Source organism: Chromobacterium subtsugae (genome assembly GCF_001676875.1).
Taxonomy (GTDB): domain Bacteria; phylum Pseudomonadota; class Gammaproteobacteria; order Burkholderiales; family Chromobacteriaceae; genus Chromobacterium; species Chromobacterium subtsugae.
This window is the reverse complement of the sequence record NZ_JYKA01000002.1, coordinates 69356-89980: the sequence shown is the minus strand read 5'-3', so window position 1 is coordinate 89980 and position 20625 is coordinate 69356. Positions and strand designations below refer to the sequence as shown.

16 protein-coding genes are annotated in these 20625 nt (G+C 64.1%); 7 read left to right on the top strand and 9 right to left on the bottom strand.

Features of this window, described 5'->3' with window-relative positions; translation table 11 throughout:
- Positions 1-31: 31 nt before the first annotated feature.
- The 5 genes from MY55_RS02680 to MY55_RS02660 all read right to left on the bottom strand — a co-directional run bounded on the left by MY55_RS02680 (position 32) and on the right by MY55_RS02660 (position 6945).
- Entirely contained in the window at positions 32-916 is an 885-nt protein-coding gene (locus MY55_RS02680) for a phytanoyl-CoA dioxygenase family protein (RefSeq protein ID WP_065201932.1), read from the bottom strand.
- 78 nt (positions 917-994) lie between these two features.
- On the bottom strand, positions 995-1423 hold the full coding sequence (locus MY55_RS02675) for a DUF721 domain-containing protein (protein ID WP_047236180.1): 429 nt from the start codon (positions 1421-1423) through the stop codon (positions 995-997).
- A gap of 104 nt (positions 1424-1527) precedes the next feature.
- Entirely contained in the window at positions 1528-2841 is a 1314-nt protein-coding gene (locus MY55_RS02670; RefSeq protein WP_047236181.1) for an ABC transporter ATP-binding protein, read from the bottom strand.
- A 9-nt stretch (positions 2842-2850) separates the two neighbouring features.
- Positions 2851-4590, bottom strand: a complete 1740-nt coding sequence (locus tag MY55_RS02665) for an ABC transporter permease (protein WP_043571877.1) — start codon at positions 4588-4590, stop codon at positions 2851-2853.
- 309 nt (positions 4591-4899) lie between these two features.
- Positions 4900-6945: an alkaline phosphatase D family protein gene (locus MY55_RS02660; protein WP_043571879.1), complete on the bottom strand. Its 2046-nt coding sequence runs from the start codon at positions 6943-6945 to the stop codon at positions 4900-4902.
- 270 nt (positions 6946-7215) lie between these two features.
- On the opposite strand from MY55_RS02660, the gene secA reads away from it, so the two are divergent.
- Entirely contained in the window at positions 7216-9927 is a 2712-nt protein-coding gene (gene secA, locus MY55_RS02655) for a preprotein translocase subunit SecA (protein ID WP_043571882.1), read from the top strand.
- A 270-nt stretch (positions 9928-10197) separates the two neighbouring features.
- Here the strand turns inward: secA and MY55_RS02650 are convergent, their stop codons facing one another.
- Entirely contained in the window at positions 10198-11349 is a 1152-nt protein-coding gene (locus tag MY55_RS02650; protein ID WP_052941682.1) for an MraY family glycosyltransferase, read from the bottom strand.
- A 378-nt stretch (positions 11350-11727) separates the two neighbouring features.
- The gene (locus MY55_RS02645; RefSeq protein WP_043571883.1) at positions 11728-12207 is read right to left on the bottom strand and encodes a TlpA family protein disulfide reductase; all 480 of its coding nucleotides are present in this window, start codon (positions 12205-12207) and stop codon (positions 11728-11730) included.
- Positions 12208-12326: 119 nt separating this feature from the next.
- Here MY55_RS02645 and MY55_RS02640 point away from each other — a divergent pair, with 119 nt between their 5' ends.
- The 6 genes from MY55_RS02640 (at position 12327) to MY55_RS02615 (ending at position 17593) form a co-directional block, all read left to right on the top strand.
- Positions 12327-13271: a carbohydrate kinase family protein gene (locus tag MY55_RS02640; RefSeq protein WP_043571885.1), complete on the top strand. Its 945-nt coding sequence runs from the start codon at positions 12327-12329 to the stop codon at positions 13269-13271.
- A 491-nt stretch (positions 13272-13762) separates the two neighbouring features.
- The gene (gene gshA / locus MY55_RS02635; protein ID WP_043571886.1) at positions 13763-15046 is read left to right on the top strand and encodes a glutamate--cysteine ligase; all 1284 of its coding nucleotides are present in this window, start codon (positions 13763-13765) and stop codon (positions 15044-15046) included.
- A 139-nt stretch (positions 15047-15185) separates the two neighbouring features.
- A complete protein-coding gene (locus MY55_RS02630; RefSeq protein ID WP_047243103.1) occupies positions 15186-15668 on the top strand; it encodes a hypothetical protein in 483 nt (160 codons plus the stop codon).
- 47 nt (positions 15669-15715) lie between these two features.
- Entirely contained in the window at positions 15716-16660 is a 945-nt protein-coding gene (gshB, locus tag MY55_RS02625; RefSeq protein ID WP_043571888.1) for a glutathione synthase, read from the top strand.
- Between the two features lie 95 nt (positions 16661-16755).
- Entirely contained in the window at positions 16756-17136 is a 381-nt protein-coding gene (locus MY55_RS02620) for a diacylglycerol kinase (protein WP_065201931.1), read from the top strand.
- 91 nt (positions 17137-17227) lie between these two features.
- Positions 17228-17593, top strand: coding sequence for a DUF1622 domain-containing protein (locus MY55_RS02615; protein WP_065201930.1), 366 nt, complete (start codon positions 17228-17230; stop codon positions 17591-17593).
- Here MY55_RS02615 and MY55_RS02610 read toward each other — a convergent pair whose 3' ends face one another.
- Positions 17594-17971, bottom strand: coding sequence for a hypothetical protein (locus tag MY55_RS02610; RefSeq protein WP_047236186.1), 378 nt, complete (start codon positions 17969-17971; stop codon positions 17594-17596).
- A 218-nt stretch (positions 17972-18189) separates the two neighbouring features.
- Entirely contained in the window at positions 18190-20499 is a 2310-nt protein-coding gene (gene topA / locus MY55_RS02605) for a type I DNA topoisomerase (RefSeq protein WP_043571895.1), read from the bottom strand.
- Positions 20500-20625: the final 126 nt, after the last annotated feature.

Here is a 20625-nt window from a genome sequence, read left to right as displayed (position 1 = left end):
TTACTCCGCTTCCATGGCAATTTGAAAGCGTTCAGCCCTTTTGCATGGCGGCGCGCGCCTCGGCCAGCGGGCCGCGGATCTCCTCGGGCAGGAATTCGGTGAAGCGCGCCTGGCCCTGGGCCGGGCCGCGCAGCAGTTCGATCGGATCGCGGCCGTCCACGCTGCCGAGGTTGGGCGCGTGGACGAAGTAGCCGAGCAGCCGCTGCAGCCGTTCCGGCAGCTCGCTCGCCAGCTCCCGCGGCACCGCCAGGTAGTGGTTTTCCGCCTGGCGCAGCCAGCCTAGGTTGTAGCTGAGCACCACGCCGGTGCGCGGCGCCGCGCTGCGGTTGGCGCCGCCGGCGTGGATGACCGAGCCCAGGTAGATCAGCACCGAGCCGGCCTGCATCGCGGCGCGCACGATTTCGTCTTCTTGCGCCTCGCGCCCTTCCGGCCACAGGTGGCTGCCGGGCGCGACATTGGTGGCGCCGTTGTCCTCGGTGAAGTCGTCCAGCGCGTACATGCAGTTGATCATGCTTTCCGAGCCTGGCACCTTCACTGGGAACATCAGGCCGTCGCTGTGCAGGAATTGGCGCGGCTCGCCGGGGCCGATGCGTATCGCCTGGGTCAGGTTGAGCTGGTATTCGCGGCAGCCCTTCAGCAGGAAGGCGTCCATCACCTGCAGGATCAGCGGGTGGATGGCCAGCTCGCGGCAGGCCGGCACGCGGGCGATCAGGCCGGACAGCCGGCGGGTGGCGTAGCCGTAGAAATCGCCCTGGCAGTCGGGCGAGGCGTCCAGCAGCGGGTTCAGCTGCTGGCGGAAGCGTGCCAGCGCGGCCGGTTCCAGCAATCGGTCGATGACGACGCCGCCGTCGCGCTCCAGCGCGGCGATGATGTCGGCGGGAGAATGGTCGGGCTGGAAATGTTGCAGGGCGGGCACGGCGGCTCCTTCTATTTTATTTTGAAGGGGACTATTTGCGTCGAAATGACCTTGGCTTGAAACTGGCTATTCGTACAGTCAGCCGCGGCGCTGATGTGCGATCAGCCTGGCCAAGGCCTGGCGCACCACCGGATTGTCTATGCTTTCGGCGGCTTGCTCCATGCCGTCCAGCGCGTTTTCGCTGATGGCCAGGGTCTTGGTTTTTTTCCGCCGCGCCAGCTTCAGCATCACCTTGACCTTCACCTTGGCGGCCGGGTAGCCCTGTCTGGCCAGCTGCGGCAGCAGGCCGGGCGCGCTCATGCGCAGCCGGGCGGCGACGATGCCGTTGTCGGCGTACAGCACCAGCTCGTCGTCGCGGATGCGCACCGCGCGGCAGGCTTCGGCCATGGCTTCCGGGATCAGCTTCTTGAAGGCGCGGTCCAGCGCCATCAGCTCGTTGGCGGCGGCGGTGAGGCGGGCCAGGTGGCTGTCCTGGCGGGTGATGTCTTGTAGCGGGCGTCCGGACATGGGATGGGGAGGAAACGGTCGATGCCGCATTGTAGCACCGCGCGGCGCGGGCAAAGAAAACGGGCGCCGTTGGGCGCCCGTCGTGTTCTTGGCGGCGGGAGGGTTTACTGGCCGCCCTCCACATCCTCCAGGCTGAAGGTTTCGGTGTGGTCGTTGTAGGAGAAGATCTCGGCGTAGCGGCCCCAGCTGATCACGGTGTCCAGCGTTTCTTCCGCCGCCTGGTCGGACAGCGAGTCTTCCAGCTCCTGGGCGAAGCGCAAGCGCGGCGCGCGCTGGCCGGGGCGCTCCTGCAGCACCTTGCGGATGTGGGCGGCCATCGGCACGTGGCGCAGCAGGTGTTCGGCGAACTGCACCTTGCGCTCCTGGGTGCCGTAGTCGGCGAACAGCTTGCCGGCGGCGGTCAGCAGGATATCGCCGTCCTTCAGTTCGACGAAGCCCAGGTGTTCGAGGATTTCCGCCACCGGGAACAGATCATCCACCTCCAGCCGCAGCTTCTCGGCGATTTCCGGCATGTCGGCTTTGCCGAAGTAAGGCGCCTGCGCCACTTCCTCGATCAGGCCGGCCATCAGGTTGGTGGACACCTCGCCGAGGTGGCTGCCGATTTCCAGCGGCAGCTTGTGCAGCGTGTGGGCGCTGCGGCGCGCGGTCATCAGCGCGTAGATGTCGTCCACCATCTTGCGGAAGGCCGGGTCCAGCCGATTGCGGCGGTGCGGGAACGGCACCTTGATCTCGGCCACCACGCGGCCGGGGTTGGACGACAGCACCAGGATGCGGTCGCACATGAACACCGCTTCCTCGATGTTGTGGGTGACGATCAGCACCGACTTGATCGGCAACTGCTTGTCGCTCCACAGGTCCAGCATGTCGGTGCGCAGCGTCTCGGCGGTCAGAACGTCCAGCGCCGAGAACGGTTCGTCCATCAGCAGCAGCGTCGGGTTGACCACCAGGCCGCGGGCGAAGCCGACGCGCTGGCGCATGCCGCCGGACAGTTCGCGCGGGTAGGCGTTTTCGAAGCCGTCCAGGCCGATCAGGTCGATGGCGGCCAGCGCGCGCTTGCGGCGCTCCTTGGGCTCCACGCCCAGCGCTTCCAGGCCGGCCTCGACGTTTTGCAGCACGGTCAGCCACGGGAACAGCGCGAAGGTCTGGAACACCATCGCCACGCCTTCGGCGGGGCCGGTCAGCGGCTTGCCGCGATAGTTGACCTCGCCGCTGCTTTGCTGGATCAGGCCGGCGATGATGCGCAGCAGCGTGGACTTGCCGGAGCCGGAGCGGCCCAGGAGGCCGACGATCTCGCCCTCGTGCAGCGTCAGGTTGACGTCGTCCAGCACCTGGATCTCGTCGCTGCCCTTGGCGAAGCCGCGGCAGACGTTCTTCAGCTTGAAGATTTCTTGTCCCGGGGTGGTGGTGTCGTGAGTCATGCTTGCCCCTTAGTTGAGACGGAGTTTGTTTTCGGCGATGGCGTACATCGGACGCCACAGCAGGCGGTTGAACAGCACCACGAACAGCGACATGGTGACGATGCCCAGCAGGATCTTCGGGTAGTCGCCGGCGGCGGTGGTCTGCGCGATGTAGGCGCCCAGGCCGTGCGCGACCACCTTGTCGTTGCCCCAGGACACGAATTCGGAAACGATGCTGGCGTTCCAGGCGCCGCCCGATGCCGTTATCGCGCCGGTGACGTAGTAGGGGAAGATGCCGGGCAGCATCACCTTGCGCCACCATTGCCAGCCGCGGATGCGGAAATTGGCCGCCGCCTCGCGGAAGTCGTTGGGGAAGGCGCTGGCGCCGGCGATCACGTTGAACAGGATGTACCACTGGGTGCCCAGCACGATCAGCGGCGACAGCCAGATGTCGGGGTTCAGCTTGAAATGGACGATGAACACCACGAACACCGGGAACAGCAGGTTGGCCGGGAAGGCGGCCAGGAACTGCGCCAGCGGCTGGATTTTTTCCGCCAGCGCCGGACGCAGGCCGATCAGCACGCCCAGCGGCACCCAGACCACCGAGGCCAGCACGATCAGCAGGCTGACGCGCACCAGCGTGATCAGGCCGAGGCCGAGCACCCGCAGCACCTCCGCCACGCCCACTTCGCGGGCGATGAAGTGCACCAGGATGTTGGCGCTGTAGATGGCCAGCATCGCCACGCCGAACCACCACACCACATCGATGCCGCGCGACACCGGGGTGTGGGCTTCGGAATGGATGCCCTTGGGCAGGCTGACATTCAGCCGCAGCCGGGCGATGGTCTTGATCAGCTTGCCGAAGGGCTTGAGCAGCTGCTGGATGAAATGGGTGCGCTGGATCAGGTTCAGCACCCACGATTCCGGCGCGGATTGGCTGGCGGTGTCCTCCAGGCGGAATTTGTCAGCCCAGGCCACCATCGGGCGGAACAGGAACTGGTCGTAGACCAAGATCACCACGGTCATGGTCAGGATCACCCAGCCGACGGCGGCCAGGTTCTTGTCCTGGATCGCCATCGCCAGGTAGGAGCCGACGCCGGGCAGGGTGACGGTCTTGTCGCCGACGGTGATCGCCTCCGACGCCACCACGAAGAACCAGCCGCCGGACATGCTCATCATCATGTTCCAAATCATGCCCGGCATCGAGAACGGCACTTCCAGCTTCCAGAATTTCTGCCACGGCGACAGGCGCAGGTTGACCGAGACTTCCTCCAGGTCGCGTGGCACGGTGCGCAGGCTTTGGTAGAAGCTGAAGGTCATGTTCCAGGCCTGGCTGGTGAAGATGGCGAAGATGGCCGCGCATTCCGCGCCCAGCACCCGGCCGGGGAACAAGGCCAGGAAGAAGGTGACGGTGAACGAGATGTAGCCCAGCACCGGCACCGACTGCAGGATGTCCAGTATCGGCACCAACAGCAGGCCGGCGCGGCGGCTCTTGGCCGCCAGCGTGCCGTAAATCAGCGTGAACACCAGGGCCGCCGCCATGGCGGCCAGCATGCGCAAAGTGGTGCGCAGCGCGTATTCCGGCAGGTTGCCGGGGTCCAGCGTGATCGGCACGGTCTGCAGCGCGGTGATCGGCGCCCAGGTTTCGCGGATGCCGCTGGTGGCCAGCAACAGAAAACCCAGGATCAGCGGAAACGCGATCAGATCCCAGCGGTTGGGTATCAGCCTCCGCGCGGTGGCGGGCATGAAATGGCGGACAGCGGTGGTCATCTGGCCTCTCCGGTTTAGGGGATTGCGCTGGCCGCGGCCGGCTGGGCGGCGGGCGGCCCGCTTGTATTATGACAACTCTGGAACGGGAGGCGGCGCCATGGCGGCCATATCCGGTCCCGGCGGGAGAGCGCGGTGTCGGTTCGTTGCCGGGAACGCCCCGGTTCAGGGCATGGATGCTACCAGAGAAGGTATAAAACGGATGTGAAAAACCGGGGCGTATCGTGGGTATTTTGTGACGAAATGTACTAGGGCAAACGGTTGGGGAGGGCGCCGCCGCGCCGGCTGTCGCCGGGCGGCGGCGCGGCCGCGTCACAGCACGTTGACCACCGGGGCGCCGGCCAGCACTTCCACGGTCTGGACGCTGGCGGTGGCGGGAGATGGCGCGACGCCGCCGACCAGCTTGGCCATCTTGTGGAAGGCGCAGCTGAGCTTGGCCGGCGTCAGCGTCACCACCGCGTAGCCCTGGGCGTCGCTGTCGGCGTATTTCAGCCAGGGGTTGAAGGTTTGCAGCGTGGCGGTGAAGGTGTTGACCGTCTGGCCGTTCGCGGTCTGGTAGATCAGCGGCTTGGCCTTGGCGAAGGCCGGCACCGTGTCCACCACGTTCTTGAAATAGCTGAAGAAGGAGTTGCTGGAGATGCCGGCGGTCACCAGGTCCACCATCACCGGGGTCGGGCTGGCGGCGTCGAAGTCGTCCATCACCTGGCCGGCGAAAAAGGCGTGGATGTCGCCGGTGATGCCCACCACATTGCCGATGTTGTTGGTTTTCAGGAAGGCCATCAGCGCCTTGCGCTCGGCGTTGTAGCCGTCCCACTGGTCGGCGTTGAGGATGTATTGGTTCAGCAGCATCGACGGCGGCAGCGCGGCGTCCAGCGCCGGCTTCAGCGCGGCGGCGAATACCGGCGCGGAAATGGCGGCGCTGAAGCCGGCGAGCAAGGGCTGGGTGTTGGCGTAAGTCAGCGCCGGGGTGGCGCCGCTGACGTCGGCGGCTTTCAGGTCCAGGTACAGCGCGCCGGCCAGCTGTTGCAGCTGGGGGGCGCTTAGATTGAGGGCGAAGTTCTGCGCCAGCGCCGGGGCCAGGCCCTGCGCCAGCATGCCGGCCACCGCCTGGGTGCCGTCCACGCCCATTCTCAGCAGCGACACTTCGTTGCCCCACAGCTTCCAGGCGCCGGCGGCGCCCTGCATCTGTTGCTGCCACCAGGCGCGCTGGCTGTCGCCCAGGATGGACACCGGCTGCAGGTCGCCGCCGGCTGCGGCGATCTTGGCGGCTTCGGTGGCCGACAGCAGCGCCTGCGGCACGAAATAGCGGCTGCCGATATTGGCCAGACCGGTATTGGGGACTGAGTCTTCGGAGATGATGTGGTCGGCGCGGTACAGCCGCTGGTCGGTCATCACCAGCGTGGCCAGCTTGCCGAAATCGAAGCTACGGTAGATCTGGATGTTCTGGAACGACGGATTGGCCAGATCGATGCTGACATCGGCCGGCGTGTACTCGAACCAGGCCTGGTTGGCGCTGCGGCGGCGCGGTGTGTTGGGGGTGTCGTCTTCGCCCGGATAGTAGACCTGGCGGTCCTGCCAGCAGTCGTCGGAGAATTCGTGGTCGTCCCAGATCGAGATCACCGGGAAGTTGGCGTGCACCGCCTGGATGCGCGGATCGGCGCGGTAGCTCTTGTACAGGTAGCGGTAGTCGGCCAGCGTGGTGGCGTAGATCGCGCCGTCGGCGCGCCGGGTGCCGTTGGGCAGGGTCAGCGGCGGATGGCGGGTTTCGTTGCCGCCGGTCTGGAAGCCGGCGCCGACGGTTTCGTAGATGTAGTCGCCGACATGCATGACGAAGTCCAGGTCCAGCTGGGCGATTTCATCGAAGGCGCCCCAGTGGTTGACGCTCCAGTCCTGGCAGGTGATGTAGGCGAATTTCAGCTGCGCCGGCGAGCTGCCGGCCGCCGGCGCGGTCTTGGTGCGGCCGGCGGCGCTGACCACGCTGCCGGTGAGGAAGCGGTAATAGTAGAAGGTGGCGGCGGACAGGCCGGTGACCTTGTGGCGCACCGTATAGTCCCAGCCGGGATCGGCGCTCAGGCTCTGATTGACCAGCAGATTGGAGAAGTCGGCCTTGTCCGACAGCTGCACGGTGACGGCGAGCGGGTTGCTGCCGTCGCCGCCGTCGACGCGAGTCCACAGCACGACGCTGTCCGGACGCGGATCGCCGGAAGCCACGCCCAGGTCGAAGCGCTTGCCGGCGGCGTTCAGGTTTCTGCCGCCCGCGCTGCTGCCGCTGTCGTCGCCTATGCATCCGCTCAGTCCGGCGCTGGCCGCCGACACCGTCAGGAAACTGCCCCACTTCAGAAATTGCCGCCTGTCCATCGTTTCTCCAGAGAATGTATGCCGCAGGTTTCGCAAAATCGCGCATTATCGCCGGCAAATATTTAAGCAGCATGAATGGTTCGGTCAATTGAATCGAGCGTTTGCTCTATTTGCGTGGCGGACGGCGTAGCCTAAAACCAACAGTTGTTTGTTACCCTGCTCTTGATGTGGCGCATGGATGCCCCCATAACCTTGTCTGCGAATGTGCTACACTTTTCAGCATTTTTTGCGGACACACTTTCCGGCCCGCTGGTTTCTGGATTCGATTACATGATCTCCTCGCTACTCAAGAAGGTATTCGGCAGCCGCAATGATCGTCTGCTGAAGCAGTTCCGCCAGACGGTGGTACGCATCAACGCCCTGGAACAGGGCCTGCAAGCGCTGTCCGACGAGGCGCTGGCCGCCAAGACCGATGAATTCCGCGCGCGCCTGTCCAAGGGCGAGACGCTGGACGACCTGTTGCCCGAAGCCTTCGCCGTCTGCCGCGAAGCCTCGCGCCGCGTGATGGGCATGCGTCACTTCGACGTGCAGCTGATCGGCGGCATGGCGCTGCACTACGGCAAGATCCCGGAAATGAAAACGGGCGAAGGCAAGACCCTGGTGGCGACGCTGGCGGTGTACCTGAACGCGCTGTCCGGCGACGGCGTGCACGTGGTGACCGTCAACGACTACCTGGTCAGTCGCGACGCCGGCATCATGGCGCCGCTGTACAACTTCCTCGGCCTGTCGGTGGGCGTGAACCTGTCGCAGATGGCCCATGACGACAAGCAGGCCGCCTACGCCTGCGACATCACCTACGGCACCAACAACGAATTCGGCTTCGACTACCTGCGCGACAACATGGTGTTCAGCGTCGAAGAAAAGGTGCAGCGCAAGCTGGCCTTCGCAGTGGTGGACGAGGTGGACTCCATCCTGATCGACGAGGCGCGCACGCCGCTGATCATCTCCGGTCCGGCCGACGACAACATCGACATGTACCAGCGCATGAACGCGGTGCCGCCGCTGCTCAAGCGCCAGGAAACCGAAGAAGGCGAAGGCGACTACTGGGTGGACGAAAAAGCCCACAGCCTGCTGTTGTCGGAAGCCGGCCACGAGCACAGCGAGGACATCCTCACCCGCATGGGCCTCTTGAAGGAAGGCGACAGCCTGTACTCGGCCACCAACATCACGCTGATGCACCACCTGATGGCCGCGCTGCGCGCCCACGCGCTGTTCCACCTGGACCAGCACTACGTGGTGCAGGACGGCGAAGTGGTGATCGTCGACGAATTCACCGGCCGCCTGATGGCCGGCCGCCGCTGGTCCGATGGCCTGCACCAGGCGGTGGAAGCCAAGGAAGGCGTGGAGATCAACCGCGAGAACCAGACGCTGGCCTCGATCACCTTCCAGAACTACTTCCGTCTGTACGGCAAGCTGTCCGGCATGACCGGCACCGCCGACACCGAGGCCTACGAATTCCAGAGCATCTACAACCTGGAAACCGTGGTGATCCCCACCAACAAGCCTATGGTGCGCAAGGACGCGCAGGACAAGGTGTACCGCTCCGCCAAGGAGAAGTACGACGCCATCCTGGCCGACATCAAGGACTGCCACGAGCGCGGCCAGCCGGTGCTGGTGGGCACCACCAGCATCGAAAACTCCGAGCTGGTGTCCGAGCTGCTGCACAAGGCCAAGCTGCCGCATAACGTGCTGAACGCCAAGGAGCACGCCCGCGAAGCCGACATCGTGGTGCAGGCCGGCCGTCCCGGCATGATCACGGTGGCCACCAATATGGCCGGCCGCGGCACCGACATCGTGCTGGGCGGCAATCCGGAACCGGAAATCAAGGCGGTGCGCGCTGACGACAGCCTGTCCGACGCCGAGAAAAACGCCAAGGTAGAGGCCATCCGCGCCGACTGGAAGCAACGTCACGCCGCGGTGCTGGAAGCCGGCGGCCTGCATATCGTCGGCACCGAACGCCACGAATCGCGCCGCATCGACAACCAGCTGCGCGGCCGTTCCGGCCGCCAGGGCGACCCGGGCTCGTCCCGCTTCTACCTGTGCCTGGAAGACCCGCTGCTGCGCATCTTCGCCTCCGAGCGCGTCGCCGCCATCATGGACCGGCTGAAGATGCCGGAAGGCGAGGCCATCGAGCACCCGTGGGTGACCCGCTCGATCGAAAACGCCCAGCGCAAGGTGGAAGGCCGCAACTTCGACATCCGCAAGCAATTGCTGGAATACGACGACGTCGCCAACGACCAGCGCAAGGTGATCTACCAGCAGCGCAGCGAAATCCTGGTGGAAGAGGACGTGTCCGACGTGGTGGTGAACATGCGCGAAGGCGTGATCTCCGATCTGGTCGACCTGCATCTGCCGCCGGAATCGCTGGAAGAGCAGTGGGACCTGGCCGGCCTGGAGAAGACGCTGGCCGCCGACTTCCTGCTGGAGGCGCCGGTGGCGGCCTGGATGCAGGCTGAAACCACCCTGGACATCGAACATATCCGCCAGCGCATCATCGATCTGGCCGCCGCGGCCTACCAGGCCAAGGTGGAGCAGGCCGGCGACGGCGTGATGCGCCAGTTCGAACGCAGCCTGGTGCTGCAGATGCTGGACAACCACTGGCGCGAACACCTGGCGGCGATGGACCATCTGCGCCAGGGCATCCATCTGCGCGGCTACGCGCAGAAGAACCCGAAGCAGGAGTACAAGCGCGAGGCCTTCGAGCTGTTCGCCGACATGCTGGAGCGCATCAAGCGCAGCGTGGTGCAAGTGCTGATGACGGTGCAGATCCGCGGCCAGGAAGACGTGGAGGCGGTGGAGCCGCACGCGCTGCCGGAGTTTGAAATGCAGCATGCCGAGCCGGGTTCGGCGCTGGGCGACGACGAGGACAATCCGCTGTCGCCGGAAGCGCTGGCCTCGCAAGGCCTGCGCATCAACCGCAACGACCTGTGCCCGTGCGGCAGCGGCAAAAAGTACAAGCAGTGCCACGGCCGTCTGGCTTGATGGCCTGAGTGGCAAAGCGAAAAGCCGGCGCGTGTGCGCCGGCTTTTTTCATGGGTGGATGATCGGAGCCAATGGCGACGAGGCTACGGGGCGTCAGCGGCCAGAGAGCGAGAGTGGCGGGCTGAGGTTGGCTAGTGCGTGTTAGAGCCGTGGCGAATGGGCTTGGGAACGAGGGCCTAGGCAGGCCCTGCTTGGCGGGTGCTGTTGGGAGAGTGTTGTCGGGAGGGGCGGAGAGAGATGGCGGAGACCATCCGCTCTCCTGGATGCGCGTCAGGAGCTGCGCTGTGGATTGGCCGCGGTACTGGCGCCGACCGGCGATTGCTGCTTGATCTGCTCATTGATCATGATCCAGCGCGGGGTGCGGAAGCGGACGATCGATTTGTACAGATAGGTGTAGCTGAGCACGAAGAGCGCGGCGAAAGCCATCAGCACGTACTTTTGGTTCCAGAACAGCATCGCTGGCAAGACGGAGCTGGAGGATAGCGCCCACAGATACGGCGAAGTCATGCTGTTGCGCTGGGTCAGGTGCTTGGCTTCTTTGGACGCCACCATCCACAGCACCACTCTTTTGTAGATGATCTGGTGCAGGTGCAGCGCATCCGGGTGGCCGATGGAGCGCTTCTGCAGGAACTTGCGGCGGTAAATGGTGAACACGGTCTCGAAGACCGGATAAATGACCACCAGCAGAGGGAACCACGGCGAGACATTGGGATGCCTGGCGATCAGTAGGATGGAAATCTCCGCGACGGCGAATCCTGTGAGGTAGGCGCCGCCATCGCCGGCGAAAATCAGGCCGCGAGGGAAGTTGAGCAGCAGGAAGCCCGATATCGCGCCTATCATGGCGAAGCAAAGCGCGATCAGGAATGAGTCGTTGACCTTGAAGGCCACGTAAGCGAGCGCCAGCAGGGTGAGAATGGCCACCGTGCCGGACAGGCCGTTGTAGCCGTCGATGATGTTGAACGCGTGAGCCACGCCGCCGGCGGCGAAAATCGTGAACAGGAAGGCCAAGGGCGCGTAGTTGGCGAGCAGGTGGTCCAGCCAGGGGATCTCGACACGGTTGATGCTGCCGTGCAGCAGGTAAAAGACTAGCGCCGCGGAGACGAAAGTGGCGAGCAGGCGAGGCAGCGGACCGATTCTTTTGGTCAAGTCCTCCGTCAGGCCAAATGCGAAGGCGGGCAGGGAGGCAAGCATGAAGTACAGCGCCTCGACGGAGGCGTGGAGTACGCCGGCGACCGTCAGTCCGACCGAAAAGCCCAGGAAGATCGGAATGCCGCCGATGCGGGGAACAGGACAGGCGTGGAATTTCTGGATGCCTGCCATATCGCTGTCAGCCGAGTATTTGCTGTGCAGGTAGTTGTAGCGCACCACCAGTATCGCCAAGATGAACGAGGTGAATAGGGCGGAGAAGAGAATAAGCAGCATAGTGTTCTGTTTCGATATCCAACTCGGGGGCCAGGCGGACCGCTGGGCCTTGGCATAACCAAAAACATCGCTAATCTGAAAACTGCCGGCGCGCCGGACCGGGTACGCGGATGGATGTCCAGGCAACTTCCCCGCTTGGGCGCTTCAACGGTTTGGAATGGGGCCAGACGCCATTGGTTCCATAGGCGTCATGGCATTACCATCGGTTGGTCTCGCTTTTCACGCAGCTTGCGCGGCGGCGCCATGGCAAAGCCGTGGGCGACACAGACGCTCGATAGCGAATGGCGGCGCCATCCCCGTTGATTTTCAATTGTATCGTAAAAATCCTGTTGCAGGATGGCGCATGCCGGTTGTTTGGAGCGATCTGTGGCGCAATTCTTACAGATAAGGCTTGATGGCGGTTTCCAGCCGCTTTTCATCCAGTTTTCCTGTCAACGCGGCGGCGACTTTGCCACTGCGGTCCAGCACCAGCGTGTACGGCAGGCCGCCGGTCTTGTTGCCCAGGCTGCGCATCAGATCCAGCGTGTCGTCGTTGCCCAGCAGGATGGGATAGCCGATCTTCAGCTGCTTGACGAAGGGTTCCACCTGCTCCTTGCTGTCCAGCGCCACGCCCACCACTTCCACGCCCTTGGGCGCCAGTTTTTTGCGCAGGCCGTTCAGCATCGGCATCTCTTCGCGGCACGGTCCGCACCAGGTGGCCCAGAAGTTCAGCACCGTCACCTTGCCCTTGTAGGCGGCGGTGGTGGCGGGCTTGGCGTTCAGGTCGGTGAAGCGGCTTTGCTCCAGCGTGGGGGCGGCGTGGGCGGCCAGCGGCAGCGCGGCGATCAGCAAGGCGGCGAACAGGCGTTTTGATTTCATCGGCTTATCCTGTGATGTCATTGGAATTGTCTTGCGTTTCCGCCACTTGCGGCGGACGAGACTGCTGCAAAAATTAACTTTATGTTAAAATGGTCGATTGATTCTTTTGCGGAGTGGGCATGTCTATCCTCGTCTGCGGGGCGCTCGCATACGATACCCTGTTCTCGTTCCATGGCCGTTTTGACAGCCAGATCCTGCCGGATCAGCTGCACAAGATTTCCACCACCTTTTTGGCTCCCACCATGCGCCGCGAGTTCGGCGGCATGGCCGGCAACATCGCCTACAGCCTGTGCTTGCTGGGCGAGAAGCCGATTGTGATGGGCGTGGTGGGCGAGGACTTCGAACCGTACCGGCAGCACCTGAAACGGGTGGGCGTGGATGACCGCTTCATCCGCCTGATCCGCAAGCAGTATACCCCGCAATGCTTCGGCATTGCCGACAAGGACGGCAATCAGCTGATGGCCTTCCACCCGGGCGCGATGGATTTCGCTACCGAGAACCACGTGTCCGACATCCCGGATCCGATCGAGTTGGCTATCCTGTCGCCGGGCGGTTACACCGCCTTCATCCAGCATTCGCGCGAGCTGGCGGCGGCCGGGATCCCGTTCATTTTCGATCCGGGCCAGGAGTTGCCGCTGTTGTCGCGCGACGAGATCCACGAGATCGTCGATCTGGCCAGCTATGTGGCGATCAACGATTACGAGAGCGAGTTGATGCGCGAACGCGCCGGCCTGACGGTCGACGACCTGCGCAAGAAGGTGAAGGCGTTGATCGTCACCCGCGGCTCCAAGGGCGCCGAGATCTATGTCGACGATACCGTGCACCTGATTCCGCGTGTGCAGATGCCCATCAAGCCGGTGGATCCGATGGGCTGCGGCGACGCTTTCCGCGCCGGCCTGCTGTGGGGCATCAGCCGCGGCGTGGATTGGAAGATCACTGGCCGGCTGGCCAATGTGATCGGCGCGATCAAGGTGACCACCCATGGCTGCCAGAACCATTTCTTCGATTGGGATTCGCTGAAGGATTTGTATCTGCAGGCCTATGGCGACGAATGGCCGCTGTAAGCTGTTTTTTGCTGAAAAAGCGCCGCGTTCGCGGCGCTTTTTTCATTTTCCGGCGCGATGCCGGCGGTGTCCCCGATTTGGGTTTCAGGTAAGGCTGCTGACCTACTAGAGTATAAGCATGGTCTGCTCTACTGGCATTTATGTCAGCGTATTATTGCGGGGTCGCGCGCAGCCCCGCGCGGGGCGCTCGGGGTAAACTGCAGGCCCGGAACATTCCGGACTCGTCGCATCGGCAATGGATGCGCATTGGCCAGCCGCCGCGCGCGGTGGGTGGCGTTGCGCAATTTCTGTAATGACGATGGGTTAAAGTGACGCTGGGCAATGCTTTTCCACGCAGGTGGTCGATGCCTGGCCCGCTTCGGGCCTGGGCGGCGCGCGCCCCTGACGTCGATCGTTGCGCGGCAAGAGTGAGAGGGTGGCTTGAATATGCCGGCCGCCATCCCCACCATTAATCAATTGATCCTGATGATCGTAGCTTGCAAGGGGAAGTCATGCCACCCGTTCCGCACCTGGCCACCGCACTTACCGGCCCTCTTTACGAGTTGGAAAGCCGCATTCTGGCGGCCCAACCGCAGATCGAACACTGGTTCCGCAGCCAGTGGCACGCCCACGCCACGCCGTTCTATGGTTCGGTCGATCTGCGCAACAGCGGCTTCAAGCTGGCGCCGGTGGACATGAACCTGTTCCCGGGCGGCCATAACAACCTGAATCCGGAATTCCTGCCGCTGGCGGTGCAGGCGGCGCAGAGCGCGGTGGACAAGGTCTGCCCGGAAGCGCGCAGCATCCTGTTGATTCCGGAAAACCACACCCGCAACACTTTCTACCTGCAGAACGTCGCCACCCTGGTGCACATTTTCGAGCAGGCCGGCCTCAAGGTAAGGCTGGGTTCGCTGAACCCGGAAATCACCGAGATCACCGAACTGGTGTCCGCCAACGGCGACAAGCTGACGCTGGAGCCGCTGGAGCGGCGCGGCAACCGCCTGGTGCTGTCCGACGGCTTCAATCCCTGCGTGGTGCTGCTCAACAACGACCTGTCGGCCGGCATCCCCGATCTGCTGCAAAATCTGGAGCAGACGCTGCTGCCGCCGCTGCATGCCGGCTGGGCGGTGCGCCGCAAGACCCATCATTTCGAAGCGTACAACAAGGTGTGCGACGACTTCGCGCGGCTGATTTCCATCGATCCGTGGACGATCAATCCCTACTTCTCCAGCTGCGGCGGCCTGGATTTCCACGCCCGCACCGGCGAGGAGCAACTGGCGGAGACGGTATCGCAGATGCTGGACAAGATCCGCCGCAAATACCGCGAATACGGCATCGACAACGACCCCTTCGTCATCGTCAAGGCGGACGCCGGCACCTACGGCATGGGCGTGATGAGCGTGAAGAGCCCGGACGAGGTGATCGGCCTGAACCGCAAGGCGCGCAACAAGATGTCGGTGGTGAAGGAAGGCCTGGAAGTGTCCGAGGTGATCGTCCAGGAGGGCGTGTACACCTTTGAAACCGTCAACGAGGCGGTGGCCGAGCCGGTGGTCTACATGATGGACCGCTATGTGATCGGCGGCTTCTACCGCGTCCACACCGGCCGCGGCATCGACGAAAACCTCAACGCGCCGGGCATGCACTTCGTGCCGCTGTCGTTCGAGACGCCATGTTTGCCGGACCGCAAGGGCTTGCCGGACTGCGCGCCCAACCGCTTCTACGCCTACGGCGTGATTTCGCGCCTGGCGCTGCTGGCGGCTTCGCTGGAGCTGGAAGCCACCGACCCGGACGCCTGATGCCGCAAGGCTCCGCCGGCGCGGCGGGCCATGCCATTCGTATTGGGGTAAAATATCCGCAGGGAAAGCATGCAGCGGTCCCGCATAATATTTTCAACCATGGATGGCGGTCCGCCGGCGGCGGACAAGCAGAGGCAATATGAAAAAACTGGTTTTTGCAGGTTTGATGGCGCTGGCGAACGTGTGCCTGGCGGATGGCGTGGTGGTGAAGGTGTCGCCGGTGGCGCAATATGGCGACCCGGTGCGCATCAGCAGCAATATCCGCAACGAGTGCGCGCTGCCGGAAGCGCAGGCCGCCGCCAGCCTGAAGGGGCTGGAGGAGGCCGGCATCAGCGCCGAAGCCGCGCCGGAAGACCAGCTGAAACAGTCCGGCTATTACCTGAAGCTGCGGCTGGAGAACGTGGTGTCGATGGGCAACGCCTTCATCGGCCACCACAAGTCGGTCTCCATGATCGCCAAGCTGTACAAGAACGGCAAGCTGGTGGATACCTTCACCGGCTCGCGCGACTCGATGGGCGGCATCATGGGCGGCTTCAAGGGCTCCTGCTCGGTGCTTGAGCGCTGCACGCAAACCTTGGGCAAAGACCTGGCCGCCTGGGTGAAAGGCAAACTGGACGCCTGAACCGCGCCCGCGGCGCTTACGCCCTCCATAACTGGAAAGATTCCATCATGAGAATACTGTTCATCGCCGACCCGCTGGAGCACTTCAAGATCTACAAGGACACCACCTTCGCGATGATGGAGGAGGCGCATCGCCGCGGCCACGCCATCAGCTTCGCCGAGGCGCACCAGCTGTCGGTGGAGGGCGAGCGCATCCTGGTGGACGCGCACGATCTGGCGGTAACCGACGAGCGTCCCAACTGGTACAAGCTGGGGCAAGTGCAGCGCCAGCCGCTGACCGGCTTCAGCGCGGTGGTGATGCGCAAGGATCCGCCGTTCGACATGGAGTATCTGTACGCGTCGCAGCTGTTCACGCTGGCGGAGTCGCACGGGGTCAAGGTGTTCACCAGCGGCCAGGCGCTGCGGGATTTCAACGAGAAGCTGGCGATCCTGAATTTCCCGGAGCTGATCTCGCCGACGCTGATCAGCGGCGAAGCGCACCGGCTGCGCGCCTTCGTCAAGCAGCACCAGGACGTGATCCTGAAGCCGCTGGACAGCATGGGCGGCGACAGCATCTTTCGCGTCAAGCCGGACGATCCCAACCTGTCGGTCATCATTGAAACCATCACCTGGCGCGGCAAGCGCACCATCATGGCGCAGCGCTACATTCCGGAAATCCGCGATGGCGACAAGCGCATCCTGGTGATAGACGGCGTGCCGGTGGACCACTGCCTGGCGCGCATCCCGGCCGCCGGCGAAACCCGAGGCAACCTCGCCGCCGGCGGCCGCGGCGAAGCCAGGCCGCTGTCCGAGCGCGACCGCCAGATCGCCGAGACGGTAGGGCCGGAGCTGAAGAAACGCGGCATCCTGCTGGCTGGCCTCGACGTGATCGGCAACTACCTGACCGAGGTCAACGTTACTAGCCCCACTTGCTTCCGTGAAATCATGGACCAGACCGGCATCAACGTCGCCGGCCTCTACATCGACGCGCTGGAGCGCCACTGCCAGCACTGAGGCCGGGCGCGGTCTGGCCATCCGGCCCGCCGCGCGTTACCATGCACCCCGTTTGCCGTTAACGGCGCATGCAGGCTGAGGATGGGAGTGTGACGATGGGAAAGACGCAGGAAAGCCCGTTCAAGGGCAAGACCGGCCTGGCCAGGCTGATCAACGCCTTTGGTTATTCGCTGGACGGGCTCCGGGCCGCTTTCCGCCACGAGGACGCGTTCCGCCAGTTGGTGCTGCTGGCGGTCATCCTGATCCCGATGGCCTTCAGCGTCCACGCCGCGCCGCTGGCGCGCGCGCTGCTGGTGGCCAGCAGCCTGGCCACGCTGATCATCGAGCTGCTGAACTCGGCCATCGAGGCGGCAGTCGACCATACCTCGCTGGAACGCCACCCGCTGGCCAAGCGCGCCAAGGACATGGGCAGCGCCGCGCAGCTGCTGGGCCTGATCAATCTGGCGGTGGTGTGGGGCCTGGTGCTGTTCGGCTGAGTCCGGGAACCCCGGCGCCTGCGCCGGTTCTGAACAATAAGGAAGCCCCGCTCGCGGGGCTTTTTTCATGATCCGAACAGGAGGGGCGACGATGGTGTCTCCGCAACAGGCTGGCGCGGAAGAGGCGGTGGCGAATCTGGTGCTGTGGCTGAAGCTGGCGGTGGAGGCCGGCGGCGCGTTGGTGATCGCAGCCGGCGCGCTGTTATTGGCGATGCGCTATTTCACGCAGCGGCTGGCCGGCGGCCCGCCCGACTACAACCGGCTGCGGCTGGGTTTCGCCCGCATGCTGGCGCTGGCGCTGGAATTGCAGCTGGCGGCCGACATCCTGTCCACCGCGGTGGCGCCCAGCTGGGACCAGATCGGCAAACTGGGCGCCATCGCCGTGCTGCGCACCGCACTCAATTATTTCCTGGCGCGGGAAATCCGCGAGGCCGAAGCCGGCCGTGCCGCCGGCTGATCAGGGCAGGCGGCGGTACAAGTAGCCGGGATAGACGCGGATGCAGCCGGGCTCCTCGGCCACTTCGCCTTGCTCGCCCAGGAATTGCCAGCGCGAATCGCGCGCGATCAGCATGCGGTACACCGGGCTGCCGGCGCGGTAGAACATCAGGCCTTGGCCGCGGAAGGCGTCCAGCGGCAGCAAGGGCCGCTGTGAGGCCGGGATCAGCATCGCGGTGGCGTGCAACGTCATGTCGGCCAACTGCTCGCGGTCGGCGGCGGACAGGCCGATGAAGGCGATCAGGAAGGCCACGGGCAGGATCAGGTATTGCTGATCGGCCAGACCGAACAAGGTCAGGATGGTGGAGCCGGTGAATAGGAAGTGGCTGCTGATTTTCATGCGCGGCGATCTCAAAAACAAAACGCCGCCGGCCGATCATTCCCGGCGGCGGATGCGTTGCGATGATAGCGCAGACTGCTTGTCTTAACGCAATAAAATCAGTATGTTGACCATGATGCCGGCTTGAGTCCTTGCAAGCCGCGGCTTGGCGCGCGCAGGCCAAAAACGCAACGGCAGCCGTAAAAAAACCGCCCCTGGGGGCGGTTTTGCCGTCGCGCTCAGGCCTCTTCGGCCGGCGCGGCTTCCTTGCCTTCCGGCGGCGCGATCTGCTCGGCGTAGCCGCATTCCTTCTGCGGGCACACCTTCTCGGTGCCGCGGCGCTTGGTCACCTTGATGGTCAGGATCGGCCAGCCGCACTGCGGGCACTTCTCCGCGATCGGCGGGTTCCAGGTGGCGTACTTGCACTTGGGATAGGTGTTGCAGCTGTAGAACAGCTTGCCGTAGCGGCTCTTGCGTTCGATCAGGCTGCCGGTCTTGCATTCCGGGCATTCCACGCCGGTGTCGCGCGGCTTTTCCAGCGGTTCGATGTGCTTGCACTTCGGGTAGTTGGCGCAGCCGATGAACTTGCCGTAACGGCCCTTCTTGATGTGCAGCTCGCCGCCGCAGTCCGGGCAGGAGCGGCCTTCGATCACCGTCGGCGCCTCAGCCTCTTCTGCCGCTTGTTCCGCCGTTTCGCCCAGGTTGCGGGTGTAATCGCATTCCGGGTAGCCGGTGCAGGCGATGAAGCGGCCGCGCTTGCCGAACTTGATCGACAGCGGCTTGCTGCATTTCGGGCAGGCTTCGTCCAGGCTTTCGGTGGTGACTTCGGCGCGGGAGATGCTTTCCTTCTCGTCGATCTGCTTCTTGAAGCCTTTCCAGAAGCTGTCCATCACCGGCACCCACTGGCGGTTGCCGCTGGCGATTTCGTCGAGCTGGTTTTCCAGCTTGGCGGTGAAGTTGTAGTCGACGTACTGGGCGAAGTGCTCGGTCAGGAACTTGTTGACGATGTCGCCGGTGTCGGTCGGCAGGAAGCGCTTCTTGTCCAGGATCACGTACTCGCGGTCCTTCAGCGTCGAGATGATGCTGGCGTAGGTGGACGGGCGGCCGATGCCGAACTCTTCCAGCGCCTTCACCAGGCTGGCTTCGGAGAAGCGCGGCGGCGGCTGGGTGAAGTGCTGGTCGCCGTAGAGCTTGTCCACCGGCAGCTCTTCGCCTTCGGCCAGCAGCGGCAGCTTGGCGTTGTCTTCGTCCTCGGCGTCGTCGACGTCCTCCTCGTACACGGCGAGGAAGCCGGCAAAGGTCTGCACCTGGCCGCTGGCGCGGAACACGCCTTCCCCCACCAGGATGTCCACGCTGGTGGTGTCGAACTTGGCCGGCGCCATCTGGCAGGCCAGCGTCCGCTTCCAGATCATGTCGTACAGCTTGAACTGGTCGGTGGTGAGGAAGGGCTTCACCATCTCCGGCGTGCGCAGGATGGAGGTGGGGCGGATCGCCTCGTGCGCCTCCTGGGCGTTCTTGGCCTTGCTCTTGTAGACGGCGGGGTTCTTCGGCAGGAAGTCGGCGTCCCATTTCAGGCCGATGTAGCCGCGGATTTCCTCCACCGCTTCATTGGCCAGCGCCACCGAGTCGGTACGCATATAGGTGATCAGGCCGACGGTGCCCTGGCCGATGTCCATGCCCTCGTACAGCTGCTGCGCGGTGCGCATCGCGCGGTCGGTGGTCATGCCCAGCTTGCGCACGGCCTCCTGCTGCAGCGTCGAGGTGGTGAACGGCGCGGCCGGGCTGCGGGTTTTCTTTTTCTTCTCGATGGCGCCGACCTGGGCCGGCTTGCCGGCCAGGCGCGCCAGCACCGAAGCTTGCTCGGCCTCGTTGGGAATGGCGAACTGGTCCAGCTTGACGCCGGCGAGGGTGGTCAGCTTGGCGGAGAATTTGGTGCGGCTCTTGTGGCTGTCGAGATGGACCGACCAGTATTCCTGCTGGACGAAGGCCTTGATCTCGTTCTCGCGCTCGCAGATCAGCCGCAGCGCCGGACTTTGCACCCGGCCGGCGGACAGGCCGCGGCGGATCTTTTTCCACAGCAGCGGCGACAGATTGAAGCCCACCAGATAGTCGAGCGCGCGGCGGGTCTGCTGGGCGTCCACCAGGTCCTGGGCGATCTCGCGCGGGTTCTGGATGGCTTCCAGCACCGCGTTCTTGGTGATTTCGTGGAACACCACGCGCTGGGCGGCCTTGTCCTTCAACAGTTTTTTCTTGTTGAGGATTTCGACCAGGTGCCAGGAGATGGCTTCGCCTTCGCGGTCCGGGTCAGTCGCCAGATAGACGTGGTCTACCTTGGCGACGGCGTCCACGATGGCGTCGACGTGCTTGCTGTTGCGCGCGATCAGCTGGTACTTCATCGCGAAGTCTTTTTCGGGATCGACGGCGCCGTTCTTCGGCACCAGGTCGCGCACGTGGCCGTAGGAGGCCAGGACTTCGAAGTCCGGACCCAGGTATTTCTTCAGCGTTTTCGCCTTCGACGGCGATTCGACGATCAAGAGGCTGGTGGGCATGTTATCTTTTCAATTTCAAGCCGGGGTGACCGGCGGACACATCTTGTTATATCCGTCAAACAAAACAAGAGCGCAAGGGCGCTCTTGATCACGGAAAGCCGCTTGGCCGAACGGCGGCATGTTAAG